This window comes from Klebsiella sp. ZJOU C1 (genome assembly GCF_035620215.1).
GTDB lineage: Bacteria > Pseudomonadota > Gammaproteobacteria > Enterobacterales > Enterobacteriaceae > Klebsiella > Klebsiella variicola.
In genome coordinates this window covers 977,820-1,001,673 of record NZ_CP141644.1, presented here as the reverse complement: position 1 = coordinate 1,001,673, position 23,854 = coordinate 977,820, and the positions used below count along the sequence as shown (strand labels likewise).

Below are 23,854 nucleotides of genomic sequence, written 5' to 3'. Positions count from 1 at the left end.
AACGCTGACAACATAAAAGTGCAATAAATCATGTTTATTTTCATAACGTTAATCAACTAATCTGAAAGATACAATTATGAAGAAACGACTCACCGCCCTTTGCCTGCTGGCCGCCAGCAGCGCTTTAGCTAACCCACAGCTGATTGCCCACCGCGGCGGTACCGGCGATGCGCCGGAAAATACCCTGCCGGCCATTAAACTGGCGCTGGAGAACCACGCTGAGGCCATCTGGGTCACGGTGCAGTTAAGCCGCGACGGCGTACCGGTACTCTACCGTTCAAGCGATCTCTCCGCCCTGACCAACGCCGAGGGTAAGGTCTCCAGCTTAACCGCCGCCGAGCTGGCGAAAGTCGACGCCGGCTGGAAATGGGGGGATGACAGCCACCCGTGGCGCGGTAAGCAGGCTACGATCCCGACCCTGCAAAGCGTGCTGCAACAGTGGCCGCACACTTTTTTCTACATCGATATCAAATCTCCAGATGCCGATCCGGCGGTGATGGGCGAACGCCTGCTGGCGGTGTTAAAAGCCACCGACAGCCTCGATCGCGTGCGGGTCTATTCCACCGATGACCGCTATATCGCCGCCCTGCCATCGGCTATTCCCCGCTTCGTCACCCGCAGCGAGACTCGCACTAAACTTGCGACTATTTCACTCAGCCACCAGTGTCAACTGAGCAGCCAGCACGAGGGCGAGCAGTGGTATGGGCTGGAGCTGAAGCGCAAGGTGGAGGTGGTGGAGAAGTTTACCCTTGGCGAAGGGATCTCCCCGGCAACGCTCACCTGGGATAAAGAGGCGATGGATTGCTTCCGCTCACAGGGCAAAGCGCACATTATTTTCTTCGGCATCAACAGTGCGGAAGACTACCGCACGGCGAAGGAGCTGGGTGCCGACGGGGTGATGGTGGATTCTCCGGCACAGGCGAAAAGCTGGCAGTAAGGGAGTCAACGGCTAAAAAGGCCGCGAAAGCGGCCTCACATTGCTGGCATGCTATTGCCGGGTGGCGGCTGGCGCCTTACCCGGCCTACAAAACCGAAGCAGCAGACCCGGCAAGCGCAGCGCCACCGGGCACGGAGCCGCTTTATGCCGGGTGGCGGCTGCGCCTGACCCGGCCTACAAAACTGAAGCAGCAGGTCCGGCATGCGCAGCGCCGCCGGGCATTACAAAATACGCCGCTGCTGACGCTGCGCCTCGCGAGCGAGACGTTTCTTACGCGCGTCGCACGGTTCCGGACAGTCGCAGACTTTCTCCAGCCCCAGCGACGAGATCCCGCCGCAGCTGCCCTGAATGCTCTTGCGCTTCACCAGGTAGCCCAGCGACATACCGAGGATCACCAGCGCAAAAATCACAAAGGTCGCGACAAATACCGTCAGCATCGTCAGCCTCCAAAGTCGTCGAGCATGATGTTCTCATCTTCGACGCCCAGGTCTTTGAGCATTTTTATCACCGCGGCGTTCATCACCGGCGGCCCGCACATATAGAATTCGCAGTCTTCCGGCGCCGGGTGGTCGCGCAGATAGTTTTCATACAGAACATTATGGATAAAGCCCGTATGCCCGGTCCAGTTATCTTCCGGCAGCGGATCGGAGAGCGCGACGTGGAAGGTAAAGTTAGGGTTGTCGCGCGCCAGCTGCTCGAACTCATCATCGTAGAACATCTCGCGCAGCGAACGGGCGCCGTACCAGAAGCTGATTTTGCGCGTGCTGTGCAGCCGCTTAAGCTGATCAAAGATATGCGAGCGCATCGGCGCCATGCCGGCGCCGCCGCCGATAAACACCATCTCAGCGTCGGTCTCTTTAGCAAAGAACTCGCCGAACGGCCCGGAAATCGTCACCTTATCGCCAGGCTTCAGCGACCAGATATAGGACGACATGATCCCCGGCGGCGCATCCGGGACCTTCGGCGGCGGCGTGGCGATGCGCACGTTGAGCATAATGATGCCCTTCTCTTCCGGATAGTTAGCCATCGAGTAGGCGCGCAGGGTCGGCTCTTTCACCTCAGAGACATAGCGGAACAGATTGAATTTGTCCCAGTCTGAACGATATTCATCAGGAATATCAAAGTCGGCATAGGCCACTTTATGCGACGGGCATTCGATCTGAATATAGCCGCCGGCGCGGAACGGCACCGCTTCACCATCAGGCACCCGTAATTTGAGCTCTTTAATGAAGGTGGCTTTGTTATCGTTAGAGATAACCTCGCACTCCCATTTTTTCACGCCGAAAATCTCTTCCGGCAGCTCAATTTTCATATTCTGCTTCACCGCCACCTGGCAGGCCAGGCGGCACCCTTCTTTGGCTTCGCGTTTGGTGATATGCGAAAGCTCGGTCGGCAGAATATCGCCGCCGCCTTCTTTGATGGTCACCCGACACTGGCCGCAGGAGCCGCCGCCGCCGCAGGCGGAAGAGACGAAGATACCGTTGCTGGACAGCGTGTTCAGCAGTTTGTCACCCGCCGGGGTGCGGATCTGTTTATCCGCTTCGTTATTGATCTCAATAACCACGTCGCCCGCGTTCACCAGCTTTGAGCGCGCAGCCAGGATAAGCCCCGACAGCACCAGCACAATCAGCGTGAACATCACGACGCCAAGAATAATTTCCATACTTATTCGCCCTTATAGCTGCACGCCGGAGAAGGACATAAAGCCCAGCGCCATCAACCCGGTGGTGATAAAGGTGATCCCTAACCCGCGCAGACCGGCGGGCACGTTGGCGTACTTCATTTTTTCGCGGATCCCCGCCATCGCCACGATCGCCAGCATCCAGCCGATGCCGGAGCCGAAGCCGTAGACGATGGATTCCGGGAAGTTGTAATCACGCTGCACCATGAACGACACGCCGCCGAAAATGGCGCAGTTAACGGCGATAAGCGGCAGGAAGATCCCTAACGCGTTATAGAGTGCCGGGAAGTACTTATCGAGGATCATCTCCAGGATCTGCACCAGCGCCGCAATCACCCCGATAAAGGTGATGAAGTTCAGGAAGCTGAGATCTACGCCTTCCACCAGCGCGCCGTCGCGCAGCACCAGGTTATAGACCAGGTTGTTGATTGGCACAGCAAGACCCAGCACCACCGTCACTGCGACGCCGAGGCCGAAGGCGGTGGAGACCTTTTTCGACACCGCGAGGAAGGTACACATCCCGAGGAAGAAGGCCAGCGCCATGTTCTCAACGAACACCGCGCGGACAAACAGGCTAATGTAATGAGCCATCATCGATTACTCCTTTTCCTGCTGTTCAGGCTTCCAGCTACGCAGGGCCCAGATCAGCAAACCGATAATGAAGAATGCGCTCGGCGCCAGCAGGAACAGGCCGTTCGGCTGATACCAGCCGCCGTTCTGCACCGTCTCCAGCACCGTGATACCGAACAGCTTGCCGCTGCCGATAAGCTCGCGCAGGAAGCCGACGATTATCAGGATCGCGCCATAGCCGAGACCGTTGCCAATACCGTCCATAAAGCTGGCCAGCGGCGGCGATTTCATGGCGTAGGCTTCGGCGCGCCCCATCACGATACAGTTGGTGATGATAAGCCCGACGAATACCGACAGCTGCTTAGAGGTCTCATAAGCGAAAGCCCGCAACAGCTGATCCACCACGATGACCAGCGAGGCGATGATCGCCATCTGCACGATGATGCGCACGCTATTGGGAATATGGTGGCGAATCATCGAGATAAACATGCTGGAAAACGCCGTCACCAGCGTCACCGCAATGGTCATCACGAAGGCGGTTTCCAGTTTAGTGGTTACCGCCAGCGCGGAGCAGACGCCCAGCACCTGCAGGGCGATGGGGTTGTTGGCGATGAGCGGCCCCACCAGCACGCGCTTCACCTCTTTCATATCGCTCTGTTCAGCCATTATTCAGCCCTCCCTCACGCACTTTTTTCAGGAACGGACCAAAGCCCAGTTCGCCCATCCAGAAATCAAAGCTGTGCTGCACGCCGTTAGACGTTAGCGTGGCGCCGGATAAACCGTCTACTGCATGCAGGTCACCGGCGCGCGCGCCGCCTTTCACCACCCGGAGTGCCGGCATGCCGTTGTCATCCAGCACCTGCTTGCCAATAAACTGCTGGCGCCAGTTCGGGTTCTCCACTTCGCCGCCCAGCCCCGGGGTTTCCCCCTGATCGTAATATGTAATGCCTTTCACCGTGCGGCCATCAACGTCCAGCGCCACAAAGGCATACATCATCGACCACAGGCCATTGCCGTAGATCGGCAGCACCATCTGCTCAATCTGTTGCTGCGCGTCGCGCACCAGATAAATTTCCGCCAGGTTGCTACGGCGTTTAATGCCGGCCGGATCCTGGCTGGCGTCCAGCGCGATGCTCTGCTGCGGATCCTTCAGCGCCTGGGCCTGATTAAATTTTGCCGGGTCTTTCTCCAGCAGCTCGCCGGTCGCCAGATTCACCAGTCGCGGCGAAATGCGCGCCGCGAAGGTTTCCGCTACCGCATCAGCATCCATCCCGGGCTGTATCAGGCCGGCGACGGCCAGGATATTGCGCTGTTTATCCAGCGCCCGCTGCGCCTGCTGGCGGGATTTCAGCCCCACGGCCGAGCCCGCTACCACGATGGAGCAGACCAGACAAAGCACCAGCACCACCAGCAGCGTTTTGCCGATGCTATCGTTACTTTTCTTCTCAGCCACGCGACTTCCTCCGCTTAATATTGGCCTGCACCACCAGGTAATCGAACAGCGGTGCGAAGAGGTTGGCGAAGAGGATCGCCAGCATCATCCCTTCCGGATAAGCCGGGTTCACCACGCGGATCAGCACGCACATCACGCCGATCAGCACGCCGTAACTCCATTTCCCTTTATCGGTAAACGAGGCGGATACCGGGTCCGTCGCCATAAACATCATGCCGAAGGCAAAGCCGCCGAGCACCAGATGCCAGTACCACGGCATCGAGAACATCGGGTTGGTATCGGAGCCGATAACGTTAAACAGGGTGGCGGTGGCGATCATGCCGATCATTACCCCGGCGACGATGCGCCAGGACGCGACGCGGCCAAAGAGAATGATCGCGCCGCCGATCAGGATCATCAGCGTGGAGACTTCGCCAATTGAGCCAGGAATGTTGCCGAGGAAGGCGTCCATCCAGCTCACCGGGATGCCGGTCGCGACGTTAACCAGCGCTTCACCGCCGCCGCTGGCCCACTGGGAGAGCGGCGTGGCGCCGGAGAAACCATCCGCCGCCGTCCACACGAGATCGCCGGAAATCTGCGCCGGGTAGGCGAAGAACAGGAACGCGCGCCCCGCCAGCGCCGGGTTGAGGAAGTTGCGCCCGGTACCGCCGAAAATCTCTTTGGCGATCACCACCCCAAAGGAGATCCCCAGCGCCGCCTGCCATAGCGGCAGCGTAGGCGGCACAATCAGCGCGAAGAGAATTGAGGTAACGAAAAAGCCTTCGTTGATCTCATGTTTGCGCACAATCGCGAACAGCACTTCCCAGAAGCCGCCGACGATAAAAACGGTGATATAGATCGGCAGGAAGAAGACCGCGCCCAGGGTCATCATGCTCAGCCAGCCGGCGTCAGCGCTGAAGCTGACCCCTAACCACTGGGCGACGCTGTAATGCCAGTTGTTGGCGATCACCTGCTGCAGCTGTTCGGCGCCGTACAGTTTGTGCAGCGCCGGAATGGTCTGCAGCCCAACGTTGTACATGCCCCAGAACATCGCCGGGAATACGGCAAACCACACGAGGATCATCATCCGCTTGAGGTCGATGGCGTCGCGCACGTGCGCCGCGCCGCGGGTGACCTGCCCCGGCGTGTAGAAGATGGTCGCCGCCGCTTCATACAGCGGGTAATATTTTTCCAGCTTGCCGCCATGCGTGAAATGCGGCTCAAGTTTCTCAATCAGGTGCTTTAAGCCCATCTCTTATCCTTCCTGCTCAATCTGGGTTAACACGCTGCGCAGCGCCGGACCGTATTCATATTTGCCCGGACAAACGTAGGTGCAGAGCGCCAGATCTTCTTCATCCAGCTCCAGACAGCCCAGCGCCTGGGCGCTATCGCTATCGCCGGCCAGCAGATCGCGCAGCAATATGGTTGGCAGAATATCCAGCGGCATCACCCGCTCATAGTTGCCGATCGGCACCATCGCCCGCTCGCCGCCGTTAGTATCCGTGGAGAAATGAAAGCGCTTGCGCTTGAAGAAATGGCCTAGCGTAGTGCGGGTAATCGAGAACTTCTCTTTGCCCGGCATCACCCAGCCAAACAGCTCTTTTTCCCGACCTTCGCGAACCACGCTCACCTGCAGATGGAAACGCCCGAGGAAAGCGTGGGGGCCGTGGGCGCGGGTACCGCTAAGTACCGAGCCGGAAATGACGCGGTTTTCCCCCTCCTCCAGCTCGCCCGCCAGCAGATCGTCCAGGCTGGCGCCCAGCGTCGTTTTGACCAGCCGCGGCGACTTCACCTGCGGGCCGCCGAGCGCAATTACCCGTTCGCAGTTCAGCTCACCTTCAAGGAAAAGCTGACCGATAGCGATCGCATCCTGATAATTGAGGTGCCAGACCTGTTTATTCAGGCTCACCGGCTCCAGAAAGTGAATATGGGTTCCCGGCAGCCCCGCCGGGTGCGGCCCGGAGAACTGATTAAAACAGACCTGGCCGGCAGGATGGCCGCCCAGCTTGCCGCCGCTGGGCTGGCAGACGTGCACTTTCCCGTCGGTCAGACGCGTGAGCACGGTAAGACCGGCATCGAAGGCGGCACGCTCGGCCAGAATAATCGGCTGCGGCTCCGCCGCCAGCGGATTGGTATCCATGGCGTTGACAAAAATAGCGGCGGGCACGCTGCCCGGGCGCGGCGTTTTACTGAATGGCCGGGTGCGTAGCGCGGTCCACAGGCCCGAGGCCAGCAGCTGCTGCTGTACGGTGTCGCGCGGCAGCTCAGCCAGTGCGTCCGCGGCGTAACGGGTAAAGGCCACCGCGTCATTGCCCTCGATATCAATCACCACTGACTGTAAAACGCGCCGTTCACCGCGGTGGATGGCGCTGACAACCCCGCTCGCCGGGGCGGTAAAGTAGACGCCGGGGGTCTTTTTATCTTCGAACAGGATCTGACCTTTTTTGACCCGATCGCCCTCTTTGACCGCCATAGCGGGACGCATCCCGACGTACTCTTCGCCGAGTAGCGCGACGCGCTTCACCGCTGGCGCAGGAGAGATCTGCTGTAATGGCATGCCAGCTATGGGCAAATCCAGCCCTTTCGTGATTTTAATCATATCGTTAGCAGGTATCCGTAACCTCAACCCCGACGCAGGCCGGGGCCAGCTTATTGACAGAATGGCAGAGAAGAAAGGGCGAAACGGCGCCAGTGGCGCTCATGACGGAAGAGAAGCCTCCTTTCTTACTCTGGTGATGAACCGGCGCAAGTGTAACATTTCGTGAGCGGCGGCTGTAGCACGAGGGGCAATAAGTGCTTCTAAAATGCGAGCTATTGCGCAAAGTTCTGACTGTGTTTTCGCCGTAAGCGGGTTATAAAGTGAGGCTGAATTGTAAACGCCGCCACGTCGCCCTTGCGAAAAAATGCCGTGATGCTAATGTGAGCGCTCTAAATCCAGAAAACTCTGATTTCGGGTCTCTCTTGCCGTCCTGGCAATGTGGCTATTTTGTTTTATCAAGGAACAAGCAGTATGCGCAAAATCGCATTATTTATTGCGATGCTTCTGTTGCCGTGCGTGTCATTTGCCGGGCTGCTCAGCAGCAATAGCCCGACGACGCCGGTTAGCAAAGAATACAAGCAGCAATTAATGGGTTCACCGGTTTACATTGAGATCTTTAAAGAAGAGCGCATGCTCGACCTTTACGTCAAAATGGGTGAAACCTACCAGCTCCTCGACAGCTATCGGATCTGCAACTATTCCGGTGGCCTGGGTCCGAAACAGCGTCAGGGTGATTTCAAGAGTCCGGAAGGGTTCTATAGCGTCACCCGCAGCCAGCTCAAACCCGACAGCCGCTTCTATAAAGCCATTAACATCGGCTTCCCGAACGCCTACGATCGCGCCCATGGTTATGAAGGGAAATACCTGATGATCCATGGCGACTGCGTCTCAGTCGGCTGCTACGCCATGACCGACAGCGGGATCGATGAGATCTTCCAGTTTGTGACCGGCGCCTTAGTCTTCGGCCAGCCAAGCGTGCAGGTGAGTATCTATCCGTTCCGCATGACCAACGCCAATATGGAACGCCACAAATACTCCTACTATGCAGATTTCTGGAAACAGCTTAAGCCTGGCTATGACTATTTCCAGCAGACCCACAAACCGCCGATTGTGTCAGTGACTGACGGCCGCTATGTGGTAAGCAAGCCGCTCAGCCACGAGGTTGTTCAGCCGCAGCTGGCCTCAAACTACACGCTCCCCGAGACAAAATAACGCCCACTCGCCTGGCATGATCTTGTGCCAGGTTTCATTGGCCGTCAGCGGCTGCGTGGCGATAACCGTGACCACATCGTTGGGTGTGGTCTCGCGTTGAAAGTCGATCTCCACATCCTGGTCCAGCAGTTTTGCCACGCCAAACGGCGCCCGCCGGGTGATCCAGTGCAGATTGGTCGAGCAGAACGCCATCACGTAGCGCCCGTCCGACAGCAGCATGTTGAACACCCCTTTCTCACGCAGTTCACCCGCCAGGGTGGCGATATACTTGAAAACGCCCAGCATATTGCCCGGCGTGCGCGGATAGCGCTCGGTTAAACGGTGCAGCAGCCAGCAAAACGCTTTTTCACTGTCGGTTTCACCTACCGGATGGAAATTACCGGTTTTCAGCGATTTATAGCCTTTGAGCTGCCCATTGTGCGCATAGGTCCAGTTGCGCCCCCACAGTTCGCGGGTGAAGGGATGGGTGTTCTCCAGGGCCACCATCCCGCGATTGGCCTGACGGATATGGGCGACGACGGAACAGGACTTAATCGGGTAATCCTGGACCAGTTTCGCGATCGGCGACTGAAAGCTCGGCTGCGGATCTTTGAATGTGCGACAGCCTTTGCCTTCATAGAAGGTGATGCCCCAGCCGTCTTTATGCGGCCCCGTCCCGCCCCCGCGCTGCACCAGCCCGGTAAAGCTAAAACAGATATCTGTTGGCACATTGGCGCTCATCCCGAGCAGTTCGCACATAGATCACCTCACCCTCACAAATCACGACGGCGCCAAAGCGAGGCCGCCGTCAACAGTACACACTCGCCTGCCTGTTAGCCTTTCACCATCTCTTTTTCGATCAGCATAATCAGGATATGGATCACTTTGATGTGGATCTCCTGGATGCGGTCGGCATAGCCAAAGTGTGGCACGCGTATTTCAACGTCGGCGGAACCCGCCATTTTGCCGCCGTCTTTACCGGTCAGGGTGATCACTTTCATCCCCTGCGCCCGCGCGGCTTCAATGGCCTTGATCACGTTGCCGGAGTTACCTGACGTGGAGATGCCGAGCAGCACATCGCCCGCACGGCCGACGGATTCAACATAGCGGGAGAACACATACTCATAGCCAAAATCATTGCTCACGCAGGAGAGATGGCTGACGTCGGAGATCGCGATGGCCGGGTAACCCGGGCGGTTTTCGCGATAACGACCGGTCAGCTCTTCCGCAAAATGCATCGCATCGCAATGGGAACCGCCGTTACCACAGGACAGCACTTTCCCACCCGCCTTAAAGCTATCCGCCAACAGAACAGCGGCACGCTGGATAGCATGGATATTGGCTTCGTCCTGCAGAAAGTTAGCCAGCGTTTCCGCGGCTTCGTTCAGTTCGTTACGAATAAGATCCTGGTACATGAGGATAATCCTTCAGTATGAGTGGAATAACCCTGGCAGTGTACCGGATAGCCGCCGAAGCGAGAAGCAGCAGGCAGTGTTATCCCCCGCCCTTTTGATTTTATGTGCCGCTTTTGCATACAACAATGTGAGCGAGGTTGTAATTATTTTGTAAACACATTGCTAAATAAAAACGCATGCACTACAACCAATACATCACAAGTGGTCAGACCTCCTACAAGCTCAGGGAGCATTTCTCTATGATGATTTTGAGTATTGTTGCAACCGTCGTTTTACTCGGTGCGCTCTTCTATCACCGGGTCAGCCTGCTGCTCAGCAGTGTGATTTTGCTCGCCTGGACCGCGGCGCTCGGCGCGGCCGGACTGTGGAATATCTGGCTGCTGCTGCCGCTGGCCATTATTTTGTTGCCGTTCAACTTTGCCCCCATGCGTAAATCGATGATTTCCGCACCGGCATTTCGCGCTTTCCGCAAGGTGATGCCGCCGATGTCGCGTACGGAAAAAGAAGCCATCGACGCCGGCACCACCTGGTGGGAAGGCGATCTGTTCCGCGGCAACCCGGACTGGCACAAGCTGCATAACTATCCGCAGCCGCGCCTGACCGCCGAAGAGCAAGCTTTCCTCGACGGCCCGGTGGAAGAGGCCTGCCGGATGGCTAACGACTTCGCCATCACCCACGAAATGGCCGATCTGCCGCCCGAGCTGTGGGCCTATCTGAAAGAGCACCGCTTCTTCGCGATGATTATCAAGAAAGAGTATGGCGGGCTTGAGTTCTCCGCTTACGCTCAGGCACGAGTGCTACAGAAACTTTCTGGCGTCTCCGGCATCCTGGCGATCACCGTCGGCGTCCCAAACTCGCTGGGCCCGGGCGAACTGCTGCAGCATTACGGTACCGAAGAACAGAAGAATCATTATCTGCCGCGTCTGGCGCGCGGCCTGGAAATCCCCTGCTTCGCACTGACCAGTCCGGAAGCGGGCTCTGACGCCGGCGCTATTCCGGATACCGGCGTGGTGTGCATGGGCGACTGGCAGGGTCAACAGGTGCTGGGGATGCGCCTGACCTGGAACAAACGCTATATCACGCTGGCGCCAATCGCCACCGTGCTGGGGCTGGCCTTCAAACTCTCTGACCCGGACCGTTTGCTGGGCGGCGAGGAAGAGCTGGGCATCACCTGCGCGCTGATCCCCACCTCAACGCCGGGCGTGGAAATTGGCCGTCGCCACTTCCCGCTGAACGTCCCGTTCCAGAACGGCCCAACCCGCGGCAAGGATATCTTCGTGCCGATCGATTACATCATCGGCGGCCCGAGCATGGCCGGTCAGGGCTGGCGCATGCTGGTTGAATGTCTGTCCGTGGGCCGCGGCATTACCCTGCCTTCCAACGCCACCGGCGGCCTGAAATCCGTCGCCATGGCGACCGGCGCCTACGCCCACATTCGCCGTCAGTTCAAAATCTCGATCGGCAAAATGGAAGGGATTGAAGAGGCGCTGGCGCGCATCGCGGGTAACGCCTATGTGATGGACGCCGCGGCGTCGCTGATCACCTACGGCATTATGCTCGGCGAGAAACCGGCAGTGCTGTCCGCGATTGTGAAATATCACTGTACCCACCGCGGCCAGCGCTCCATTATCGACGCGATGGATATTACCGGCGGGAAAGGCATTATGCTGGGCGAAGGTAACTTCCTCGCCCGGGCTTACCAGGGCGCGCCGATCGCCATCACCGTTGAAGGCGCCAACATTCTGACCCGCAGCATGATGATCTTCGGTCAGGGGGCTATTCGCTGCCACCCTTACGTGCTGGAAGAGATGGCCGCCGCGCAGAATAACGACCTGAACGCCTACGATAAGCTGCTGTTCAAACACATCGGCCATGTCGGCAGTAACAAAGTCCGGAGTTTCTGGCTGGGCCTGACCGGCGGACGCACCAGCAGCGCGCCGACCCGTGACGCCACCCGTCGTTACTATCAGCAAATGAACCGTCTGAGTGCCAACCTCGCGCTGCTGTCAGACGTGTCGATGGCGGTACTGGGCGGCAGCCTCAAGCGTCGCGAACGTATCTCCGCGCGTCTGGGGGATGTGTTAAGCCAGCTGTATCTGGCCTCGGCGGTGCTGAAACGCTATGACGATGAAGGACGCAATGAAGCCGATCTGCCGCTGGTTCACTGGGGAGTGCAGGATGCGCTGCACCAGGCTGAACAGGCCATCGACGATCTGCTGAAAAACTTCCCCAACCGTCTGGTGGCAGGTGCGATGCGTGTGGCCATCTTCCCGACCGGGCGTCATCATCATGCGCCGTCGGATAAGCTGGACCATAAAGTCGCTAAAATTCTGCAGGTGCCCAGCGCCACTCGCTCCCGCATCGGTCGCGGTCAGTACCTGACGCCGAGCGAGCATAACCCGGTTGGTCTGCTGGAAGAGGCGCTGCTGGAAGTGATGGCGGCCGATCCTATCCACCAGCGGATCTGCAAAGAGTTGGGTAAAAACCTGCCGTTCACCCGTCTGGATGAGCTGGCACACAACGCGCTGGCCAAAGGATTAATAAATCAGGAAGAAGCCGCTATTCTGACCCGCGCAGAGCACAGTCGCTTGCGCAGCATCAACGTCGACGACTTTGCGCCAGAGGAGCTGGCGACAAAGCCGGTAAAGCTGCCGGAAAAAGTTCGCAAAGTTGAAGCCGCATAATAAAACAATCACCACATCACACGCCGGGCGGGGAATTTTCCCCGCCTTTTTTTCGTCCCCCCTCCTCCGTGGCTTCTGTGAGTAGCATTTTTTTAACAAAATATTCCGCTGACCGCCGCGAGGCTGATATGGTGTTACAGTTAACCTAACCCCCTCATGAGAATGGAGTTGACCATTGTGCCTGGCCTGAAAATTACGCTGTTGCAACAACCGCTGGTCTGGATGGACGGCCCTGCCAACCTGCGCCATTTTGATCGCCAACTGGAAGGGATTATTGGGCGCGATGTCATTGTTTTACCGGAGATGTTCACCACCGGCTTTGCCATGGAAGCGGCAAAACAGTCTTTACCCGAAGCCGACGTGGTGGAGTGGATGCATGCCCGGGCCGCGCAAACCCAGGCGCTGATTGCCGGCAGCGCAGCGCTGCAAACCGAACACGGCGCTGTTAACCGCTTCCTGCTGGTCGAGCCCGACGGTACGGTGCACCATTATGATAAACGGCACCTGTTCCGTATGGCCGATGAACACCATCATTATGAGGCTGGTGACCGACGCGTGGTCTTTGAATGGCGCGGATGGCGTATCCTGCCGCTGGTCTGTTACGACCTGCGCTTTCCGGTATGGTCGCGTAATCTGAACGACTATGATTTGGCGCTGTATGTTGCCAACTGGCCGGCGCCGCGCTCCCTGCACTGGCAGTCGCTGCTGGTCGCCCGCGCTATCGAGAACCAGGCCTATGTCGCCGGCTGTAACCGGGTCGGTACTGACGGTAACGGCCATCATTACCGCGGCGATAGCCGGATTATCAGTCCCCAGGGGGAGATTGTCGCCACTGCCGATCCGCATCAGGCCACCCGTCTTGATGCCGAATTGTCGCTGGCTGCCCTCCAGGAATATCGCGAAAAATTTCCCGCCTGGCGCGATGCCGATCCTTTTACCCTCGGTTAATCTCCCTCCGCTTTCTTCCTCATTCAGCAGGTAAAGAAAGCGGGATTTCGCCCGCCAGCGCACCGCAGAATATTTGCCGGGCGCCATTCATTTCTGTTCTACACTCATTAAAAGACCCCACAACCAAATGGGCGGAGATCACCTTCAACTCACTTCTGCGTTGTAAATCATGAATTTTCTGTTGCTGGCGTGTTTTGTTAAACAACGCTGAGCGTTGGCGTAAGAATATTATGTGAGCGTAAAAGAAAATGGATAATAATAATCTGCTGTTGATTGAAAAACGGCTGGTCACCCGCTTTCTCGATATGTTTATTCGGTTTGGGCTTATTCTGGCGCTGGCCTCATTCTGTTTTACCGTCTTTTCTCCCTTTATCAATATGATGCTCTGGGCGCTGATCCTCGCCGTGGCGCTCTATCCCTTACATCAATATTTTGCCGGATTGTTAGCGGGCAAACAGGGACTGGCGTCAGTGGTGCTGGTGTTGTTAGGTATTTTACTGATCGTCATCCCCACGGTGCTGATGATCACCTCGCTGGCGGAAAGCGCCAGCGCCATGATAGACAAGATGGGCAGCCAGAGCTTTACCATTCCCCCGCCCTCCTCGCGCATTGCCGCGTTACCGATCATTGGCGAACGGCTTAGCGCCCTGTGGATGAGAGCTTCCGTCGATCTCCCGGGACTGCTCAGTAATTACCGCTCGCAAATCGGCGACATTGCCAAACAGTTTCTCAGTATTTTGGCCAGCATGGGCGGCGGGCTGATTGGCTTTATTATTTCGTTTATCGTCTCGGGAATTATGATGGCCTGGGGCGCAGCGGGCGCCATCAGCGCCCAGCGTATTGCCATCCGTATTACCGATGAAAATAAAGGCGTGACCCTCACCCGCCTGTGCACCAGCACCATCCGCGCGGTCGCCCAGGGCGTCATCGGGGTGGCATTGATCCAGGCGCTGCTGGTCGGCGTGATCATGCTGATGGCCAGCATTCCCGCCGTCGGGATCTTCTTTATTCTGGCCCTGCTCCTCGGCATTGCCCAGGTGCCGGTGATCCTGGTGACGGCCCCGGCCATTGCGCTAATGTGGAGTCTCGGCACCCACAGTACCGGCATGGATATCTTCTACACCATCCTGCTGATCGTCGCCGGCATGGCCGATAACGTCCTCAAACCTCTGCTGCTGGGGCGCGGAGTCGACGCGCCAATGCCGGTAGTGCTGCTGGGCGCCCTCGGCGGAATGGCCTCTAACGGCATTCTCGGTATGTTTCTCGGCGCCACCCTGCTGGCCATCGGTTATCGGATCTTCATGACCTGGGTAAATGAAGGGCAACCCGCCCTGCCGCAGGATAAATAACCTCAAGGGAGCGTTACGCTCCCTTAATTCATTCCATAAACATTCGTACCGCGCACCAGACCAGCAGCAGCGCCAGCAGCAGATTTAACCCTCTTCCATGGCGTTCGAACACCGGCTGAAACAGCTGACCGGCCAGCGCCCAGCAAAGATTGCCGGCAACGCCTATTACTGATAGCAACAGGCTTATCATCACCAGCCAGAATGGCTCGCGAGTCACTGGCAGAACAAAGGTCGACAGGGCCGTGATGCCGTACAGGATAATTTTTACATTCACAAACTGCAGCCCCAGGCTGGCCCAGAAGCTGACAGGCCGCTCCTCCTGCCCACCGCTGGCCGGGTCGCTGCGGGCAATGTGCCAGGCCAGCCACAGGATATACCCTGCGCCGACCCAGCGTAGCAGGGAGGTTATCCCCTCATCCAGGGTAACGAGAGTGAACGTCAGCCCGGCACAAATCAGCATGATGATCACAAACCCCAGGCTCATGCCGGCCAGAACCCGCATGCTCCGTCGAAAGCCGTGCGCGGTGACGCTGCTCAGCGCCAGAATATTATTCGGCCCGGGCGTCAGGGCGGTGATCAGGGTGTAAGTTAAAAAGGCGCTAATCAGGGTAGGTGTCACGTGTTTTCTCCTCTTGACTGGCAGACAGTACCCGAAGCTGATAATTTAAAAAAATGAATGTTTTTTCATTCTGAATTCGAGAATGTCGATATAAAGAGGAAATATGGATCTGCGACGCTTTATCACCTTCAAAACGGTTGTCGAAGAAGGATCCTTTCTGCGCGCCTCGCAGAAACTGTGCTGCACCCAGTCCACCGTAACCTTTCATATCCAGCAGCTTGAGCAGGAGCTTGCTATCCCGCTTTTTGAGAAAATTGGCCGACGGATGTGTCTCACCGCCGCCGGTAAAAATGTCCTGCCGCACGTCTACGATCTGACCAAAGTGATGGCGTCGATTCGCCAGGCGGCGCGCCAGGACGATGAACCCGGCGGCGAACTTCGCGTCGCCACTGGTGAAACCTTGCTGGCGTACAAAATGCCGCCGGTGCTGCAGCGTTTTAAGCAACGCGCCCCGAAGGTCCGCCTGTCACTGCAGTCGCTCAATTGCTACAGCATCCGTGATGCGCTGCTCGCTGACGAAGTCGACCTGGGGGTGTTTTACCGGGTTGGCAACGATGATGCGCTCACCATGATGGAACTTGGCTCGCAGCCGCTGGCGCTGGTCGCGTCAGTCGATCAGGCGCCGGTCGACTTCCTGCGCCCGCGGCAGCATATCCCATTGAGCTTTATCATCAACGAGCCCCAGTGCGTGTTCCGGCAGATTTTTGAAAGTACCCTGCGCCAGCGCGGCATTACCATGGAGAACACCATCGAACTGTGGAGTATTGAAAGCATCAAGCAGTGCGTGGCGGGCAATCTGGGGGTGAGTTTTCTGCCGCGCTTTGCGGTAGAGGAGGAACTCAAACGCGGGACGCTGGTCGAGCTGCCGTTCAGCGAGACGCCGCTGACGATCCATGCGCTCTGCGCCCATCACGCCGGGAAAGCAATCAGTCCGGCGATGCGGGTATTCATGCAGTGTATGCAGGAGGAACAAGAGGCGCGCTGAAATTCGGCGACGAAAACGACGAAAGCCTGAATCATTGCTGATTCAGGCTTTCTGAATAGTGGCGGAACGGACGGGACTCGAACCCGCGACCCCCTGCGTGACAGGCAGGTATTCTAACCGACTGAACTACCGCTCCGCGTTGTTGTTCCGTTGGGAACGAGGCGAATATTACGGATTCCCCTCTACCCCGTCAACGCTTTTTCTACCGTTTTGAATCGTTTGCTGCAAAAATCGCCCAACCGCCTACTTTTAATCCATTTTAGTGGTTATCAGGCACGCCACAGGCAGCTTCCGCCTTTCTTTTGTACCAGATCGAGGCGGGATTCATGGTTCACCAGTTCTTCATCAGAGGCATAAACTACCCGTAACTGGCTGGCGGCGCGGACGACGCGCTGAATGCCCATCTCTCCCGCCTGCTGCTGGCTTTCGCCTTCCATAGAGAACGCCATCGAAGTCTGGCCGCCGGTCATCATCAAATAGACATCGGCAAGGATCTGGGCATCGAGTAATGCCCCGTGCAGCGTACGCTTGCTGTTATCTATTTCGTAGCGCGAACATAACGCATCCAGACTGTTGCGCTTGCCGGGGAACATTTTCCGCGCCAGTGCCAGACTGTCGGTGATTTTACAAAAGGTCTCGGTTTTTCCAATGCCGCGGTTCAGCTTACCGAACTCATAATCCATAAAGCCGATATCGAACGAGGCGTTATGGATCACCAGCTCCGCGCCGCGGATGTAATCCATAAACTCATCAGCCACATCGGCAAAGGTGGGTTTGTCCAGCAGGAACTCATCGGCGATCCCGTGCACGCCGAATGCTTCAGGATCCACCAGCCGATCGGGCTTCAGATAGACATGGAAATTGTTACCGGTCAGGCGGCGGTTGATCACCTCCACGGCGCCGATCTCGATAATCTTGTGTCCTTCGTAGTGCGCCCCGATCTGGTTCATACCGGTGGTTTCGGTATCGAGAACAATCTGGCGCGTAATTGCAGTGCTCATAGCGGTCATTTATGTCAGACTTATCGTTTACAAATCGATTTCAATTACAGGAAGTCTACCAGAGATGCTCAAACAGGTAGAAATTTTCACCGACGGCTCTTGCCTGGGAAATCCAGGACCCGGCGGTTACGGCGCCATCATGCGCTACCGCCAGCACGAAAAAACCTTTAGCGCCGGCTACCGTCTGACCACCAATAACCGCATGGAACTGATGGCGGCAATCGTCGCTCTCGAGGCGTTAAAAGAGCATTGTGAGGTGGTGCTCAGCACCGACAGCCAGTATGTCCGCCAGGGGATCACCCAGTGGATCCACAACTGGAAAAAGCGCGGCTGGAAAACGGCAGAGAAAAAACCGGTAAAGAATGTCGACCTCTGGCAGCGGCTGGATGCTGCGCTTGGCCAGCATAAGATCAAATGGGAGTGGGTGAAGGGCCACGCCGGCCATCCAGAAAACGAACGCTGCGACGAGCTGGCCCGCGCGGCGGCCTCCCATCCCACTCAGGACGACATCGGCTACCAGCCGGAGAGCTAATTCTGCCCCTTGCGCCACTGCCGGGTGGCGCCGACTGCCGGCCGCAGCTGGGTTTTCGCTTTACCGGATTTCATCGGATTGAGCGTCAGCGGAATGGTCCGTTTGCGGGCGACAATCAATTGCAAACAGCCCAGCGCTGGCAGATGGGTGCTCAGCAGTTTGCCGCCGTGGCGCGACCAGGGTAAAACCTGATAACGCCCATAGTGCAGCACTTCAAAGTTGAGTAGCGACAGCCAGTCCAGCTGGCGCATCAGCGTAAACATACGGCTATTATAAGGCGTACCGTTGCGCAGGAACGGCACCAGCTTACGCAACCCCATCAGGCTGACCGGATTAAACCCGGTCAGGATCATCCAGCCATCATCGATCAGTACACGATCGGCTTCCCGCAGCAGACGATGCGGATCGCTACACCACGGCAGGGTGTGCGCCAGCAGGCACGCGTCGACGGACTTTTCGGCAAAGGGTAAATGCAGCGGATCGGCCCGAACCTGCATCGGATTTCCTGCCAGCGAGACATTGACCTGGTGCGAGATGGCGCAAGCTTCAGTATTGATTTCCGCGCTCAGATTGCCAATCTTAAGCAGATGAAAGCCATATAATTTAGCCAGCCACGGTTTCATCTGCTGCTCCAGCGTTTCGCGATAGTATTCGCCCCACGGCATACTGGACCAATGCTCAGGCGCTGTCACTGTGTGAGGTATCCTTGCCGGCTTCATTGCCACCTTCCGCTACGCTTTAGAGGTAATTTATGAATCTTATCAGTATTCCCGCGTTTCAGGACAACTACATCTGGGTTCTCAGTGAGAATAACGGCCGCTGCATCATCGTTGACCCAGGCGAAGCCGCGCCGGTTCTGGCGGCCATTGAGGAAAACCAATGGCAGCCCGAAGCCATTTTACTAACCCATCACCATCAGGATCACGTCGGTGGCGTAAAACAATTACGTGAAAAATTCCCTTCTATAGTGGTTTACGGGCCGGCGGAAACCCAGGATAAGGGAGTCACTCAGGTGGTAGGCGATGGCGATCGGCTGTCAATTCTCGGGCACGATTTTTCCATTTTCTCTACGCCAGGTCACACATTAGGACATATCTGTTACTACAGCGAACCTTATCTGTTCTGTGGCGACACAATGTTCTCCGGCGGCTGCGGAAGGCTCTTCGAAGGTACTGCAGAGCAGATGTATCAATCATTTATGAAAATTAACGCCCTTCCTGAAGAAACCCTCATATGTTGCGCACATGAATATACGTTAGCGAATATGAAGTTTGCATTGAGTATCCTGCCAGATGATAGGGACATAAACGATTACTATCATAAAGTTAATGAGTTACGTGCAAAAAAACAAAAAACACTACCCGTAACTCTGAAAAATGAGCGTCGTATAAATTTATTTTTACGCGTAAATGATATTGATTTAATTGATAAAATTAACCAAGAAACAAATTTGCAACACTCTGTGGCGCGATTTGCATGGTTAAGGTCAAAGAAAGACGACTTCTGATATTTAATTCTTGTCATCGGCCAACTTCGCCGTTATTCTTGGTCGTCTTTTAAGCAACTATTGACACACACATGAAGGCACGAGCGATATTACTCGCCTCTGTCCTGCTGGTGGGGTGCCAGGCGTCTAAGCACGATGGCACCGTCGAACAGCGAGCACAGAGCCTTTCTGCGGCTGGTCAAGGGGAAGCAGGTAAGTTCACAAGTCAAGCGCGCTGGTTAGATGATGGAACCTTCTACGCGCAAGACCAGGATCTGTGGACTTCCATAGGCGACGAGCTAAAGATGGGAATACCGGATAATCCCCGGATTCGCGAACAGAAACAGAAGTACTTAAGAAATAAGAGCTATCTCCACGATGTAACTTTACGGGCAGAGCCGTATATGTACTGGATAGCCGGGCAGGTTAAGAAACGTAACATGCCAATGGAACTGGTATTACTACCCATAGTGGAGAGCGCTTTTGACCCACACGCGACGTCTGGCGCCAATGCCGCAGGCATTTGGCAGATCATTCCGAGCACAGGGCGCAATTATGGTTTAAAACAGACCCGCAGTTACGATGCGCGTCGTGACGTCGTCGCATCTACTACCGCGGCGCTGGACATGATGCAACGTCTGAACAAAATGTTCGACGGCGACTGGTTATTAACGGTCGCAGCCTATAACAGCGGCGAAGGTCGGGTCATGAAAGCAGTAAAAGCGAACCGTTCGCGTGGTAAACCCACCGATTTCTGGTCGCTGTCTCTGCCGCATGAAACGAAAATCTACGTACCGAAAATGCTGGCGTTGAGCGACATTCTCAAAAACAGCAAGCGTTACGGCGTAAAGCTGCCTACGGCCGATGAAAGCCGTGCGCTGGCGCGCGTTCGCCTCGACAGCCCGGTTGATATTTCTCAGCTCGCGGACATGGCAGGAATGCCGGTCAGCAAACTGAAAACCTTCAACGCTGGCGTAAAGGGGTCAACGCTGGGCGCGAGTGGGCCAAAGTACGTCATGGTGCCGCAGAAGCACGCCGCTCAGCTGCGTGAATCGCTGGCCTCTGGCGACATTGCCGCCGTGCAGCCAACGCAGCTCGCGGACAATACGCCGCTGACCAGCCGTAGCTATAAGGTACGCTCTGGCGACACGATTTCCGGGATTGCTTCGCGTCTCGGCGTCACGACCCGGGATTTGCAGCAGTGGAACAATCTGCGCGGTTCAGGGTTAAAAGTCGGGCAGAGTCTGGTTGTCGGCGCAGGTAGCAGCGCACAGCGCCTGGCGAACAACAGCGATAGCATCACCTATCGTGTTCGCAAAGGTGATTCGCTGTCGAGCATCGCCAAGCGTCACGGTGTTAATATTCGCGACGTGATGCGCTGGAACAGCGATACCGACAATCTGCGGCCTGGCGATCAGCTAACGCTGTTTGTGAAAAACAGCGATCGACCAGAGTCCTGATACGTCAGGGTTCGATAAAAAGGCACCGACTTCCCCCGGTGCCTTTTTTGTTGCCCGTATTAAACCGCTTTATGCGCTTCGAACAGGATGGTATCGCTGGTAAACGACCCGTCCTGCTGTAATTCGAAGTAGGCTTTGACCTCCGCCGAAGCGCTCTGCTGATATAAGCGAATCGCTTCTACCAGCGCCTCTGGGGTGCGCATCCGCGCCACCCATGAGCTGAACTCCAGCGGCAGGCGATCGGTCGATAAATGATTAATCACCAGGCCTGCGTCATTGGCCAGCGCCAGCCACTCGCCGCTGGAATAATTACGCACGTGCGAGGTATCGCGCAGCGCTTCCACGGTCTGCAACCAGACATCACGTACCGGATGACCCGGCGACATCACGTCCATTATGATCATCACCCCGCCCGGCTTGAGAACACGTTTCACCTCACGCAGCGCCTGGCCGACATCATGCCAGTGGTGCGCGGAGTAGCGGCTAATCACCACATCAAAGCTGGCATCAGCGAACGGCAGCGTTTCAGCATATCCCTGCTGGGTCACGATATTGCTAAAGCCTTTCTCTTTTGCCGCCGCGGTAACCACTTCCAGCATCTGGCTTGATAAATCATAGGCGGTCACCTCGGCAACCTGTCCCGCCGCGGTAAAGCTGGCGTGCCCTGCCCCGCAGCCCATATCCAGCACTTTCGCCTGAGGGAAATCGGCCAGCCGTTCAGCCAGCCGCTGCAGATCGCGCCCGGAGGCGTGCACGGCGCTGGTCAAATAGGCGCTGGCCTGGGAGCCGAACTGCTTTTCGACGTTGTCATGGTGAGAGCGTGTTGTCATTGTGTTGTCCTTCGGTTGTGTGAGTAATTTAGGGCAGCATCGTGCTGAACGCAGACCTGCCCGATGGCAGGCCTGACATACCTTAAATTAATCAGGCTTGCCGGGACTGAATTCGACTAGTAGCGGGTTGTGATCGGAGGCGCGGGTCACCAGCACGGTAGCATCGTGCACGCTTAACCCACGATAGAACACAAAATCGAGCGGACGACCAAACGCACGGCGGCGCTGATCGTCAGAGAAACGAACTTCGCGTAACGACATCTCACGCGCAAAGCGGTACAGCGCGTTCATTCGCGGCCGGCTCCATGCATTGAAATCCCCGGCCATGATCACCGGCCCGCTGTGATGAGCGATCTGATCGCCGATCGGCAGCAACTGCTTGCTGTAGACATCGACGCCAAGGCTAAAGTTGACCGCATGGATGTTGACCACCATCAGCAGCCGCGCATCGGGCAGCGGATAAACGGTCACTAAGGCCGATTTCGGCAATCGCAAAATAGGCTCGCGCTCGCGCAGCGGACAGCAATAGATGGGGTGAGCGGAGGCCAGCGTCATCACGCCGGAAGGATGCTGCGGCAATACCAGCGCCGGTACCTGATCGGCGGCCAGATAGTTTGAAGTCGCGAACCTGACCAGTTCTGGGGTAGTTTGCGCCTCCTGCAACAGGACCAAATGCGCATCTTTGCCGAAATTTTTGAGGACCGACTGCCACTCTGCGCGCTGCTGCTTGAAGATATTCCATACCAGCACGCGGATCTTTTCATCGCTGCTTAACGGCGTGCCGGCAGGATAAACCGGACTGACGCCCGCAAACGCCCCCGGAGGCAATATCCTCTCCGCAGGTTGTCCGGCGACGTAGCGCATGGCATAGGTATTCTTTCGCAATTTGGGCATCAATCCTCAATAACAGAAACCAGCCCAACAACGACTGGTTCTTCTGTTATAGGGATTTTCCCATCCACTTTCAATGCAATTTGCGATAAACCCTAGCCTTCGAGAGAAACCGCTGTCGAACGGCGCGGCGATTTATCTAAACGACCGCTCAGCATCACCAACAGCAGGGCGACCAGCACAATCACCGCACCAATCCACGGCGTCTGCGCCAGACCATACCGTTCAACCGTCTGCCCGCCGACGATGGACCCCAGCGCAATACCAATATTGAAGGCGGCAATATTCAGGCCGGAAGCGACGTCGACGGCGCCAGGCGTATACTGTTCGGCTTTTTGCACCACGTATACCTGCAGACCCGGCACGTTGCCGAAGGCGAAAATACCCATTACCAGCACCGTTGCCAGCGCAGCATAGTGGATGCTGGCGGTCAACTGGAAGACCAGCAGCAGCACAACCAGCGCGGCGAAGATAAACTTCAGCGCGGAGACGGCGCCATGCTTATCGGCCAGTTTGCCTCCCCACACATTGCCAATAGCGACCGAGACACCGTAGCCCAACAGGATCCAGCTAACCGCAGACGGACTGAAACCGGCCAGCTCCTGCATCATCGGAGCAAGAAAAGTAAAGGCGGTAAATACGCCGCCATAGCCCAGCGCGGTAATGGCGTAGATCATCAGCAGGCGAGGATGAGTTAAGACTTTCATCTGATCGCGCAGGCTGGCGCTGGCGCGGCCCGGAATATTATTCGGTACCAGAAGCAGACTGCTGATAAGCGCAATCACGCCCAGAATCGATACCGCGAGGAACGTTTCCCGCCAGCCAAAATGCTGACCGATGAAAGTCCCGAACGGCACCCCGGTGACCAGCGCGACCGTCAGGCCGCCGAACATAATAGCGATAGCTGAGGCGGCTTTCTCTTTTGCCACCAGGCTGGTGGCGATTGTCGAGCCAATAGAGAAGAACACGCCGTGTGCCAGACCGGTCAGCAATCGCGCCAGGATCAGCGTTTCATAGCCCGGGGCCTGCCAGGCCAGCACATTACCCGCCGTAAACAGGACCATCAACGCCAGCAGCAGCTGTTTACGCGGCATACGCCCCGTTAACGCCGTCAGCACCGGAGCGCCAATCGCCACGCCCAGCGCGTAGATAGAGACCAGCAGTCCCGCCGAAGGCAGAGAGATAGAGAGTTGTTGCGCGATAGTCGGGACCAGGCCGACAATCACAAATTCAGTGGTGCCAATCGCGAAGGCACCGATAGTTAAGGCAAATAGCGCCAGTGGCATAATTTACTCCGTAGCATC

General features: G+C 56.9%; 24 protein-coding genes and 1 tRNA gene. 9 read left to right on the top strand and 16 right to left on the bottom strand.

The window, feature by feature from the left end; all coding sequences use genetic code 11:
* Window positions 1–76: 76 nt before the first annotated feature.
* Complete coding sequence (locus SPE70_RS04670; protein WP_012542789.1) at window positions 77–937, top strand: glycerophosphodiester phosphodiesterase family protein; 861 nt, start codon at window positions 77–79, stop codon at window positions 935–937.
* 221 nt (window positions 938–1,158) lie between these two features.
* On the opposite strand, the gene nqrM is transcribed toward SPE70_RS04670, so the two are convergent.
* Genes nqrM through SPE70_RS04635 form a run of 7 tightly spaced genes read right to left on the bottom strand, consistent with a single transcriptional unit; the run spans window position 1,159 to window position 7,219 of the window.
* Window positions 1,159–1,374 carry a (Na+)-NQR maturation NqrM gene (gene nqrM, locus SPE70_RS04665; protein ID WP_004204638.1) on the bottom strand — a complete coding sequence of 72 codons (216 nt, stop codon included), beginning with the start codon at window positions 1,372–1,374 and terminating at the stop codon, window positions 1,159–1,161.
* Between the two features lie 2 nt (window positions 1,375–1,376).
* The gene (gene nqrF, locus SPE70_RS04660; protein WP_008805267.1) at window positions 1,377–2,600 is read right to left on the bottom strand and encodes an NADH:ubiquinone reductase (Na(+)-transporting) subunit F; all 1,224 of its coding nucleotides are present in this window, start codon (window positions 2,598–2,600) and stop codon (window positions 1,377–1,379) included.
* A 12-nt stretch (window positions 2,601–2,612) separates the two neighbouring features.
* Window positions 2,613–3,209: an NADH:ubiquinone reductase (Na(+)-transporting) subunit E gene (gene nqrE, locus SPE70_RS04655; protein ID WP_004177335.1), complete on the bottom strand. Its 597-nt coding sequence runs from the start codon at window positions 3,207–3,209 to the stop codon at window positions 2,613–2,615.
* A gap of 6 nt (window positions 3,210–3,215) precedes the next feature.
* Window positions 3,216–3,854: an NADH:ubiquinone reductase (Na(+)-transporting) subunit D gene (locus tag SPE70_RS04650; protein WP_002889716.1), complete on the bottom strand. Its 639-nt coding sequence runs from the start codon at window positions 3,852–3,854 to the stop codon at window positions 3,216–3,218.
* Window positions 3,847–4,641: a Na(+)-translocating NADH-quinone reductase subunit C gene (locus SPE70_RS04645; RefSeq protein ID WP_008805266.1), complete on the bottom strand. Its 795-nt coding sequence runs from the start codon at window positions 4,639–4,641 to the stop codon at window positions 3,847–3,849. The genes SPE70_RS04650 and SPE70_RS04645 overlap by 8 nt, the downstream gene beginning before the upstream one ends.
* Window positions 4,634–5,872 (bottom strand): NADH:ubiquinone reductase (Na(+)-transporting) subunit B, encoded by a 1,239-nt coding sequence (locus SPE70_RS04640; protein WP_012968885.1) that lies wholly within the window; start codon window positions 5,870–5,872, stop codon window positions 4,634–4,636. The genes SPE70_RS04645 and SPE70_RS04640 overlap by 8 nt, the downstream gene beginning before the upstream one ends.
* Before the next feature lie 3 nt (window positions 5,873–5,875).
* Window positions 5,876–7,219: a Na(+)-translocating NADH-quinone reductase subunit A gene (locus SPE70_RS04635; protein ID WP_012968886.1), complete on the bottom strand. Its 1,344-nt coding sequence runs from the start codon at window positions 7,217–7,219 to the stop codon at window positions 5,876–5,878.
* A gap of 411 nt (window positions 7,220–7,630) precedes the next feature.
* On the opposite strand from SPE70_RS04635, the gene dpaA reads away from it, so the two are divergent.
* Window positions 7,631–8,371, top strand: coding sequence for a peptidoglycan meso-diaminopimelic acid protein amidase (dpaA, locus tag SPE70_RS04630; protein ID WP_008805263.1), 741 nt, complete (start codon window positions 7,631–7,633; stop codon window positions 8,369–8,371).
* Here dpaA and SPE70_RS04625 read toward each other — a convergent pair.
* Both SPE70_RS04625 and lpcA read right to left on the bottom strand, forming a co-directional pair.
* Window positions 8,342–9,109 carry a class II glutamine amidotransferase gene (locus SPE70_RS04625; protein ID WP_008805262.1) on the bottom strand — a complete coding sequence of 256 codons (768 nt, stop codon included), beginning with the start codon at window positions 9,107–9,109 and terminating at the stop codon, window positions 8,342–8,344. The genes dpaA and SPE70_RS04625 overlap by 30 nt on opposite strands.
* Window positions 9,110–9,183: 74 nt before the next feature.
* Window positions 9,184–9,765 (bottom strand): D-sedoheptulose 7-phosphate isomerase, encoded by a 582-nt coding sequence (gene lpcA, locus SPE70_RS04620; RefSeq protein ID WP_008805261.1) that lies wholly within the window; start codon window positions 9,763–9,765, stop codon window positions 9,184–9,186.
* Between the two features lie 239 nt (window positions 9,766–10,004).
* Between lpcA and fadE the strand changes: the two genes are divergently transcribed.
* The 3 genes from fadE to SPE70_RS04605 all read left to right on the top strand — a co-directional run bounded on the left by fadE (window position 10,005) and on the right by SPE70_RS04605 (window position 14,746).
* Window positions 10,005–12,449 carry an acyl-CoA dehydrogenase FadE gene (gene fadE, locus SPE70_RS04615; protein ID WP_012968887.1) on the top strand — a complete coding sequence of 815 codons (2,445 nt, stop codon included), beginning with the start codon at window positions 10,005–10,007 and terminating at the stop codon, window positions 12,447–12,449.
* A gap of 177 nt (window positions 12,450–12,626) precedes the next feature.
* Entirely contained in the window at window positions 12,627–13,397 is a 771-nt protein-coding gene (locus tag SPE70_RS04610; protein ID WP_016160335.1) for an amidohydrolase, read from the top strand.
* A 248-nt stretch (window positions 13,398–13,645) separates the two neighbouring features.
* Window positions 13,646–14,746: an AI-2E family transporter gene (locus SPE70_RS04605; protein WP_032734849.1), complete on the top strand. Its 1,101-nt coding sequence runs from the start codon at window positions 13,646–13,648 to the stop codon at window positions 14,744–14,746.
* Window positions 14,747–14,774: 28 nt separating this feature from the next.
* Here the strand turns inward: SPE70_RS04605 and eamB are convergent, their stop codons facing one another.
* Window positions 14,775–15,365 carry a cysteine/O-acetylserine transporter gene (gene eamB / locus SPE70_RS04600; protein WP_012968889.1) on the bottom strand — a complete coding sequence of 197 codons (591 nt, stop codon included), beginning with the start codon at window positions 15,363–15,365 and terminating at the stop codon, window positions 14,775–14,777.
* 103 nt (window positions 15,366–15,468) lie between these two features.
* Here eamB and SPE70_RS04595 point away from each other — a divergent pair, with 103 nt between their 5' ends.
* Window positions 15,469–16,350 carry a LysR family transcriptional regulator gene (locus SPE70_RS04595; RefSeq protein ID WP_022065053.1) on the top strand — a complete coding sequence of 294 codons (882 nt, stop codon included), beginning with the start codon at window positions 15,469–15,471 and terminating at the stop codon, window positions 16,348–16,350.
* 59 nt (window positions 16,351–16,409) lie between these two features.
* Here the strand turns inward: SPE70_RS04595 and SPE70_RS04590 are convergent.
* Together SPE70_RS04590 and dnaQ are read right to left on the bottom strand one after the other, a co-directional pair.
* Window positions 16,410–16,486: transfer RNA gene (locus tag SPE70_RS04590), tRNA-Asp, on the bottom strand.
* Window positions 16,487–16,619: 133 nt separating this feature from the next.
* Window positions 16,620–17,351, bottom strand: coding sequence for a DNA polymerase III subunit epsilon (dnaQ, locus tag SPE70_RS04585; protein ID WP_004204621.1), 732 nt, complete (start codon window positions 17,349–17,351; stop codon window positions 16,620–16,622).
* 64 nt (window positions 17,352–17,415) lie between these two features.
* Here dnaQ and rnhA point away from each other — a divergent pair, with 64 nt between their 5' ends.
* A complete protein-coding gene (rnhA, locus tag SPE70_RS04580) occupies window positions 17,416–17,883 on the top strand; it encodes a ribonuclease HI (RefSeq protein ID WP_004204620.1) in 468 nt (155 codons plus the stop codon).
* Here the strand turns inward: rnhA and SPE70_RS04575 are convergent.
* Complete coding sequence (locus SPE70_RS04575; RefSeq protein ID WP_008805254.1) at window positions 17,880–18,602, bottom strand: class I SAM-dependent methyltransferase; 723 nt, start codon at window positions 18,600–18,602, stop codon at window positions 17,880–17,882. The two genes, rnhA and SPE70_RS04575, sit on opposite strands and share 4 nt — an antisense overlap.
* A 32-nt stretch (window positions 18,603–18,634) precedes the next feature.
* Here SPE70_RS04575 and gloB point away from each other — a divergent pair, with 32 nt between their 5' ends.
* Together gloB and mltD are read left to right on the top strand one after the other, a co-directional pair.
* Window positions 18,635–19,390: a hydroxyacylglutathione hydrolase gene (gloB, locus tag SPE70_RS04570; RefSeq protein WP_008805253.1), complete on the top strand. Its 756-nt coding sequence runs from the start codon at window positions 18,635–18,637 to the stop codon at window positions 19,388–19,390.
* Window positions 19,391–19,461: 71 nt separating this feature from the next.
* Window positions 19,462–20,829: a murein transglycosylase D gene (gene mltD / locus SPE70_RS04565; protein ID WP_008805252.1), complete on the top strand. Its 1,368-nt coding sequence runs from the start codon at window positions 19,462–19,464 to the stop codon at window positions 20,827–20,829.
* A gap of 59 nt (window positions 20,830–20,888) precedes the next feature.
* Here the strand turns inward: mltD and SPE70_RS04560 are convergent, their stop codons facing one another.
* The 3 genes from SPE70_RS04560 to SPE70_RS04550 all read right to left on the bottom strand — a co-directional run bounded on the left by SPE70_RS04560 (window position 20,889) and on the right by SPE70_RS04550 (window position 23,836).
* Window positions 20,889–21,659, bottom strand: coding sequence for a class I SAM-dependent methyltransferase (locus SPE70_RS04560; protein WP_008805251.1), 771 nt, complete (start codon window positions 21,657–21,659; stop codon window positions 20,889–20,891).
* A gap of 87 nt (window positions 21,660–21,746) precedes the next feature.
* The gene (locus SPE70_RS04555; RefSeq protein WP_074188505.1) at window positions 21,747–22,544 is read right to left on the bottom strand and encodes an endonuclease/exonuclease/phosphatase family protein; all 798 of its coding nucleotides are present in this window, start codon (window positions 22,542–22,544) and stop codon (window positions 21,747–21,749) included.
* Window positions 22,545–22,645: 101 nt separating this feature from the next.
* On the bottom strand, window positions 22,646–23,836 hold the full coding sequence (locus tag SPE70_RS04550; protein ID WP_008805250.1) for an MFS transporter: 1,191 nt from the start codon (window positions 23,834–23,836) through the stop codon (window positions 22,646–22,648).
* Window positions 23,837–23,854 lie beyond the last annotated feature (18 nt).